The sequence below is a fragment of the Rhizobium sp. BK456 genome, from assembly GCF_014194045.1.
Lineage (GTDB): Bacteria > Pseudomonadota > Alphaproteobacteria > Rhizobiales > Rhizobiaceae > Rhizobium > Rhizobium redzepovicii.
Genome location: NZ_JACIAO010000011.1, coordinates 274,394 through 281,239, shown reverse-complemented (window position 1 = coordinate 281,239; position 6,846 = coordinate 274,394). Strand labels below are relative to the sequence as shown.

The window sequence follows — 6,846 nt, the reverse complement described above, 5'->3', positions numbered from 1 at the left end:
CGCTGCCGTCAGAGACGTCTTGCCGTGGTCAACGTGGCCGATCGTGCCAATGTTGACGTGCGGCTTGTTGCGCTCAAACTTACTCTTTGCCATTTGAATGCTTCCTGTGAACGAAATGGTGGGCCCCGGCGAACCGGTTTAGTGCCGCCGTTTAAGGCTTTCGGCGACATTGCGCAAGACTTAATTGCAGACGCCATTCTTGGTGTGACAGCGCATATGGGGGACAATTCGCCGGCTGCAAGGCGATTCGCCGGAATGCAGGGGAAAATCACTGAAATCCTTGCAGAAAATCGCGTGGACGGCGGGAGATGAAGCACGGGCGCCCGGGGCCGAGCGCCCTCGCCTGTCAGTCGAGAGCCGCTGTCGCCAGCCTGTTCCGAAAGATCTACGCGCGGAATTATCGCGGCAGCATCGGGCCCATGAACGAGCTTTGGAGAACTGGAGCGGGTAGCGGGAATCGAACCCGCGTATTCAGCTTGGAAGGCTGCTGCTCTACCATTGAGCTATACCCGCGGGGTGGTCCGATCCGATGACGAATGGTGGAGAGAGTTGGATTTGAACCAACGTAGGCTGAGCCAACGGATTTACAGTCCGTCCCCTTTAACCACTCGGGCATCTCTCCAGTTTTTCGTCCGGATCTAGAAGACCAAGTTTGTCAGACTTCGAAGCGATGCCGCCCGTCGTCTGCGCCGCGTATATGACCGGAGCATTTCAGTCTGTCAACACGATGACAACGGAAAAAACACGAAAAATTTCATTCGCCACCGAAAGCCGGCATATGAAAGAAAGCCTATGCGGCGGCGAGCGCCATGGCTATAAAGCCGCATGAGCAAAGACAAAAAACCTGGCGGCAAGGCCGCGACAGACGCATCGGCCAAGGATACGCACTACGCCACGCTGCGGCGCGCCCACCGTGACGCAAAGCGCGAACGCGGCGAGATTCCGACCCCTCAGCCGCAGAAACGCAGGCGCGGGGCTGAGGACTGGAAGCCGCCGGCGCTGGCGCCCGACCAGGTGCATCTCTATGGCCTGCATACGGTGCGCGCCGCCCTCGACAATCCCGAGCGCAAGAAGATCAAACTCTTCGTGACGCAGAACGCGCTGGCGCGGCTCGAAGTCGACGTCGAAACGCTCGGCATTCCCTTCGAGATCGTCTCGCCGCAGGAGATCGACAAGGTGCTCGGCCCCGAGGCGATCCATCAGGGCGTCATGCTGGAAACACGGCCGCTGCCGGTCCGCCGGCTCGAAGCGCTGAAGGACAGCCCTCTCCTGCTCGTCCTTGACCAGGTCACCGATCCGCATAATGTTGGCGCGATCATGCGCTCGGCCGTCGCGTTCAATGCCGGCGCCGTCATCACCACCCAGAGACACAGCCCGACCGAGTCAGGCGTGCTCGCCAAATCAGCCTCCGGCGCGCTGGAACTGATACCTTATATACAGGTGACCAATCTCGCCGATGCGCTCGGTGAACTGCACAAGCTCGGCTTCTCCACCATCGGCCTCGATTCGGAAGGACCTGCGGCGCTCGAGGGCACGTTTTCGGGTGAGAAAGTGGCGCTGGTGCTCGGCTCCGAGGGCAAGGGGCTTCGCCAGAAGACGCGGGAAACCGTCAACGCACTTGCCCGTCTCGACATGCCCGGCGCGATCAAATCGCTGAACGTCTCGAATGCGGCGGCGATCGCGCTTTATGCGGCGCGGCTTTACCTGAAGGCATAGGCTGATCCGCATACGAGCGGCGACAAGGGGGACTGTCATGATCCGTTTGGTCTTTCCGCTCGCGGCTTGCGCAGCCGCCCTCCTCCTCTGCGGCGTGGCGTATGGGCAGGATATCGATCCCGATATCCTCAGAGCACAGGCAGGGACCTACCTCGTCGCGCCGGAAGACGGGCGCGCGGGATGCAGGATGACGCTCGAAACCGACATGGCGATCGGCGGCTATTCGATTTCCGGGCAGGAGGCCTGCACCAAGCCGTTACCATCACTCGCGGATGCCTCTGCGTGGAATTTCGACGGCAATGGCGGCATCATCCTGATCGATCCGACGCGCAAGGTGCTCGCCCGTTTCCTCGAAAAGGAGGGCTCTCCCTTGAAGACGGAAGACGGCAAGCTTTACCTGCTGACCGCCGCCCCCGACGGCGTCGATCACCTGCCGACCTTCGACAGCCTTGCCGGGACGTGGACAATGCAGCGGCCGGACGGAGCAAGGCTTTGCGGCGTAACGCTCGACAGCAATGTCGGGACGGACGGCAACGCGCCATTGTCACTTTCCGGTGACTGCGCTGCCAATGTCGCCAAGCTCAAGCTTGCGGTCTGGCATATCGAGGGTTTCGCCCTCACGCTGATGGGCGGTGACGGCTCGTCGCTCGGATTCGACATGCGCAGCGACGGCAATTTCGACAAATCGAAGCAGGAAGGCGGCAAGCCGCTTTCGCTTGTACGTCGCTGATCCCCACTCAGTCAGGCGTCCTGCAAGTGGTCGGGCCGTCCATCGGCTGTCGCGTCGTATCGCCGGCCGCATAGGCAAGCTCGACGGGATAGACGACCACGCTCGGCAGTTTCTCGATTTCGCTGGCGTGGTCGGGGCTGCGTTTGATTTCCGCCTTGTAGGCCGCGGCGCAATCCGGCAGTTGCTTCGGCGCCAGGCCGGTCTCGGCGGCAATCGCTTTCGCGCAGTCGGCACCTTCGTGGTAGAGCGAGCAGGAAGCGGTGTAGACGCGGCCAAAATCGAGTGTCAGCTCCCCCTTCCCGCTCCTGATCGCGGCAAAATCGTCGCCATCGAGGGAATCGTCGAGCAGTCGCTCGCCCGTCGCCGCATCGTAGACGACGAAGGGCAGCCCGCCGTTCCACCCGTCCGCCGCCCGGAAGAAGACGAAACCGGCGCTGACACCCATGAGATATCCGGCGGTATCGTCCGCGATCACCCGCTCGCGCTCGCTTGTGCGCTCACAAGGCGCATCGGCGGCAAGCAGCGCCAGCTTTTCGGCGCCGACCTCGCCGAGATCGACCTCCTTGACCACGAAGGCCGGATAGTGGCTGCAGGTGATCTTCGGCTTTGCATCGGGATTGAGCTCATCCTTCGGCAACGCGACGACATCCACTTTTATCGGCTTGTCGAAAGCTCGCGCATTATCAGAGGCTCCGGCGAACGAGATGAATGCCGCGACAACGACCGATGCTCTAACCGTCCGTTTCATGACCGTCCCCAACTGTTTCAGGCATCCCTGACACAGTTCAACCCGGTGCGACAGAGGGAAAACGCAAGCCTGAGATAGCCGGGCAAGGCTCGACCGATGCCGGAGAAGTTCGATTTTGCCTTGGAAAGACCTCCTGGACCACTATGATCGGGCGATGACCGATCGCAACGACCGGTCGGAAGCAAGAAGGAACGATCCCGTCATGGCTATTCGACCGCTGATTTTCGGTATCCTCTTCATCGCGGTCTTCGTCGGGATCATTCTCAGCATTATATGGGTGGACACCTCGCATCCGATCCACCAGCCCGATCCCCTGTCGCCGACGGCGCCGGGCCCTGCGACGCCGGGAACGGTGCAATAGATCCGGCAGGAACGCGGATGGCGATCACGCGTTAATCCCGGAATCGAACGAGGATTGAACGCTTATGCGCATAATGATCGCCGTCGTCGCCTTCATGGTCGTCTCCGTGCTCAGCATCGCGATACTGTCGCCGTCCGGCGCCGGCCAGACCGGCAATGGCGGCAGGATCGAGGCGAGCGTCAACGAGCCCCTTACACATTAAAAACGGCCCGGATGATTTCCGGGCCGATCACCCTCAGCTGCGATAGAGCCAGAAAGGGATAGCGCGATCGCGATGGCGCCACTCGCGGCGTTCCTGCCAACGCTCGGCACGCCACCGCCGCCAGCGGCGGTCATCGTCGCGCCAGTCGGACCGGCGCCAATTGCGGTCGTCGCGCCAGCCACGGTCGCCGCGCCAGTCACCGTCATCACGCCAACGGTCGCCCCGCCAGCTATCATGAATTTGGACGATATCGCCTTGGGCGGCCGTCACACCCGGCCGTTCGGCCGGCATGGCGGAAGCAGGTGCAAGCGATGCGAAAGCCGCACCGGCGGCAATGGTTGCGGTGAGAATAATGTGTGCGAGCTTCATGGCTGCTTCCTCATTGATGATGAGGAGACAATGCGCCGGAGCGGCTGAACTGCCGCTGAAGCAACCCTTCAGCCAGGGTTCATCCAGGGACAGCGTATCGGAGAATAAGAATGGTGCCCCCGCCAGGGTTCGAACCCGGGACCCCCTGATTACAAATCAGGTGCTCTACCAACTGAGCTACAAGGGCAATAGGTGCCCAACTAGCAGATTCTATGATTCTGTAAAGAAAAATTCGTGTCTATGCGGAGAAGTCGGCCGCCCTCAAACGCTTGGCGATAGAAAACGTCCTTGTCGCACCAGCCCTTTATCCGTTAGCTAGAGCAGCTTCACAAAGGGCATTGCATGGGCCGTTCATTTCAGACTCTTTCCTTTATCGCCTCGCCGACGACGGAGGCGCTCGCCGCGCGCGAGGAGTTGATTCGCATCTATGGCGACGTGCCGGCCGACGATGCCGATGTCATCGTCGCGCTTGGCGGCGATGGTTTCATGCTGCAGACGCTGCACAACACCATGAATTCCGGCAAGCTGGTCTACGGCATGAACCGCGGCTCGGTCGGCTTTCTGATGAACGACTATCGCAGCGAACAGCTTCAGGAGCGTATCTGCGTCGCTGTCGAAAACGTCTTCCGGCCGTTGCAGATGACGACGGCCAACGCCGATGGCACCAACTCGACGGCGCTCGCCATCAATGAGGTCTATCTTTTCCGTCAATCCTATCAGGCGGCGAATCTGAGGGTGACGGTGGACGGGCGCGTCCGCCTGGAGGAGCTGATCTGCGACGGGCTGATGGTCGCGACCCCTGCCGGATCGACGGCTTATAATCTTTCCGCCCATGGTCCGATCCTGCCGCTGGAGGCGCCGCTGCTCGCCATGACGCCGGTCAGCGCTTTCCGGCCGCGGCGCTGGCGGGGCGCACTGCTGCCGAACAAGGTGACCGTCGATATCGATGTGCTCGAGCCGGTGAAGCGGCCGGTGAATGCGGTGGCCGACAATACCGAGGTCAAATCGGTGCTGCATGTCCGCATTGCCCAGTCGGAGCATATGACCGCACGCATCCTTTCCGATCCCGACCGCTCTTGGTCCGACCGTATTCTCGCCGAGCAGTTCAAGGATTGAGACGATGGCTGTGCGACGGATATTGATGACCACGGTTTTCCTCATCGGATGGTCGGCCGCAGCCTTGCCGGCGCAGGATGCCATCCTGCCGGCATCGGTGATTTTCGCGACCAGCACCGGCTACTGGGAGGATGACGGCAACGCACCTGATGTCGAGCGGGCGCCGACAGGCGCCGAAAGTGTTGCCAGCCCGCAGGCAAAGGCCACGCAGCGCCACGGCTACTACAAGCTCTTTGCCGTGCGCCAGGCAGACAGGACCTCCAAGGTCTATCTCCAGCAGATTGCCCAGACCGAGACCGGCCCGACGATCGCTTCTACCGTCGAGTTGCAGGAGATCAGCGACCTGAAGCCTTATGTTACCGATATACGCCCCGAAAATTCGAACGGCATCATCAAGGAACCGGGGCTGTTCGCGACGATCTATCTGAAAACCGAGCCCAATGCCGAGCCGGATGGTTGGACCGTGCTGATCGACGAATTCGGCGACATTACCGTCGAAAAAGCGACGAATTGAACCACTGGGAATCGTTCGGGAAGGAGTAGAAGAGATGAAACTCGGCTACCGCGACGGCGTCCTTTACGACAAGAACAGGTCGAATTGGGACGCAAACGGCCCCAGACCGATCAGCTGGTCGCTGTGGTACCGCGCTGCCGATGAGGCGCGGGAAAGCGATACAACGGAAAGAAGCTGGTTCAAGAAGGCGGTCGTCGCCCGCGACGCACCCGTCCGGCCGGATGTCCGGTCCTATCCCCTCGTCCTGTTGTCGCATGGGACCGGCGGATCCGCGGCCGGACTGGAATGGCTAGCGCGACGGCTGGCCGATCGCGGATTTGCAGCACTCGGCGTCAACCATCACGGCAATACCGGTAACGAGCCCTATCGCGCCGAAGGCTTCGCCTGCCTCTGGGAGCGGGCGCCGGATCTGAGCTTCATGCTTGACCACAGCGATGAATGGCTCGGCAATCTCTCCTGTCATATCGATACAACCCGCGCGTTCGCCGCCGGATTTTCGGCCGGGGCCTATAGCGTCGCGCTGCTTCTTGGCGCGGTCGCCCAGTTTTCGCAATTCGAACCATCCAGAATGAAGCCGGGTGGCACGCGCGGACCAAGGGAATTTCCCGATCTTGCCGATCATATCCCGACCTTGCTTCGCAGCAGCGATGTGTTTCGCGATTCATGGTCGCGCATGTCGAAGTCCTACCGGGACGACAGAATCAAGGCCGCGCTCCTGTGCGCGCCGGGCCGGTCCGTTCTCGGTTTCAGCGAGGAAAGCCTGAAAGCTGTCGACGCGCCCGCCCTCATTCTGGTCGGCGACGCAGACAGGGCGGCACCGGCCGCGGAATGTTCGGCATGGCTGCATGCGCGGCTGAGACACAGCACTCTTAAAATCTTCGGCGGCGGCCTTGGGCATTACGTCTTCGTGCCTGAGGGCACCGCACTCGGCCTGGCCTTTGCGGCAGAGCTCTTTACCGATCCCCCTGATATCGAGCGCGCAGCCATCCATGATGAGACTGCCGATCTGTCGGCAGCGCTGTTCCAGCACAGCGCCGTCAAAGGGCTCGCCTGAGCATCAAAAAAGCCCCGTCTCCGGGGCTTTCTCGTC

The 6,846-nt window shown here is 61.3% G+C and carries 11 protein-coding genes and 3 tRNA genes; 8 read left to right on the top strand and 6 right to left on the bottom strand.

The features are described from left to right. From FHX03_RS27585 to FHX03_RS27575, 3 genes are all read right to left on the bottom strand, one after another. A partial coding sequence (locus FHX03_RS27585; protein WP_018010120.1) for a GTP-binding protein occupies positions 1–93 on the bottom strand: 93 nt, incomplete at its 3' end. Positions 94–439: 346 nt separating this feature from the next. Continuing rightward, positions 440–513: transfer RNA gene (locus tag FHX03_RS27580), tRNA-Gly, on the bottom strand. A gap of 24 nt (positions 514–537) precedes the next feature. Beyond that, positions 538–622: transfer RNA gene (locus FHX03_RS27575), tRNA-Tyr, on the bottom strand. Positions 623–652: 30 nt separating this feature from the next. Between FHX03_RS27575 and FHX03_RS27570 the strand changes: the two genes are divergently transcribed. Genes FHX03_RS27570 through FHX03_RS27560 form a run of 3 tightly spaced genes read left to right on the top strand, consistent with a single transcriptional unit; the run spans position 653 to position 2,446 of the window. After that, entirely contained in the window at positions 653–829 is a 177-nt protein-coding gene (locus tag FHX03_RS27570) for a hypothetical protein (protein WP_165503909.1), read from the top strand. Further along, complete coding sequence (rlmB, locus tag FHX03_RS27565; protein WP_183856379.1) at positions 826–1,716, top strand: 23S rRNA (guanosine(2251)-2'-O)-methyltransferase RlmB; 891 nt, start codon at positions 826–828, stop codon at positions 1,714–1,716. The genes FHX03_RS27570 and rlmB overlap by 4 nt, the downstream gene beginning before the upstream one ends. Positions 1,717–1,753: 37 nt before the next feature. Then, entirely contained in the window at positions 1,754–2,446 is a 693-nt protein-coding gene (locus FHX03_RS27560; protein WP_097627271.1) for an AprI/Inh family metalloprotease inhibitor, read from the top strand. Positions 2,447–2,453: 7 nt separating this feature from the next. Here the strand turns inward: FHX03_RS27560 and FHX03_RS27555 are convergent, their stop codons facing one another. Continuing rightward, positions 2,454–3,194 carry a hypothetical protein gene (locus FHX03_RS27555; protein ID WP_097627270.1) on the bottom strand — a complete coding sequence of 247 codons (741 nt, stop codon included), beginning with the start codon at positions 3,192–3,194 and terminating at the stop codon, positions 2,454–2,456. A gap of 154 nt (positions 3,195–3,348) precedes the next feature. On the opposite strand from FHX03_RS27555, the gene FHX03_RS27550 reads away from it, so the two are divergent. Both FHX03_RS27550 and FHX03_RS27545 read left to right on the top strand, forming a co-directional pair. After that, entirely contained in the window at positions 3,349–3,555 is a 207-nt protein-coding gene (locus FHX03_RS27550) for a hypothetical protein (RefSeq protein WP_097627269.1), read from the top strand. 64 nt (positions 3,556–3,619) lie between these two features. Beyond that, positions 3,620–3,757 carry a hypothetical protein gene (locus FHX03_RS27545; protein ID WP_165503910.1) on the top strand — a complete coding sequence of 46 codons (138 nt, stop codon included), beginning with the start codon at positions 3,620–3,622 and terminating at the stop codon, positions 3,755–3,757. Positions 3,758–3,790: 33 nt separating this feature from the next. Here FHX03_RS27545 and FHX03_RS27540 read toward each other — a convergent pair whose 3' ends face one another. Further along, positions 3,791–4,126 (bottom strand): hypothetical protein, encoded by a 336-nt coding sequence (locus FHX03_RS27540; protein ID WP_097627268.1) that lies wholly within the window; start codon positions 4,124–4,126, stop codon positions 3,791–3,793. A gap of 111 nt (positions 4,127–4,237) precedes the next feature. After that, positions 4,238–4,313, bottom strand: a tRNA-Thr gene (locus FHX03_RS27535). Between the two features lie 155 nt (positions 4,314–4,468). Between FHX03_RS27535 and FHX03_RS27530 the strand changes: the two genes are divergently transcribed. Genes FHX03_RS27530 through FHX03_RS27520 form a run of 3 tightly spaced genes read left to right on the top strand, consistent with a single transcriptional unit; the run spans position 4,469 to position 6,810 of the window. Then, complete coding sequence (locus FHX03_RS27530; protein WP_049734088.1) at positions 4,469–5,242, top strand: NAD kinase; 774 nt, start codon at positions 4,469–4,471, stop codon at positions 5,240–5,242. A 4-nt stretch (positions 5,243–5,246) separates the two neighbouring features. After that, positions 5,247–5,756, top strand: a complete 510-nt coding sequence (locus tag FHX03_RS27525) for a hypothetical protein (RefSeq protein ID WP_097627267.1) — start codon at positions 5,247–5,249, stop codon at positions 5,754–5,756. A 34-nt stretch (positions 5,757–5,790) separates the two neighbouring features. Continuing rightward, positions 5,791–6,810 carry an alpha/beta hydrolase family protein gene (locus FHX03_RS27520; RefSeq protein WP_097627265.1) on the top strand — a complete coding sequence of 340 codons (1,020 nt, stop codon included), beginning with the start codon at positions 5,791–5,793 and terminating at the stop codon, positions 6,808–6,810. Positions 6,811–6,846: the final 36 nt, after the last annotated feature.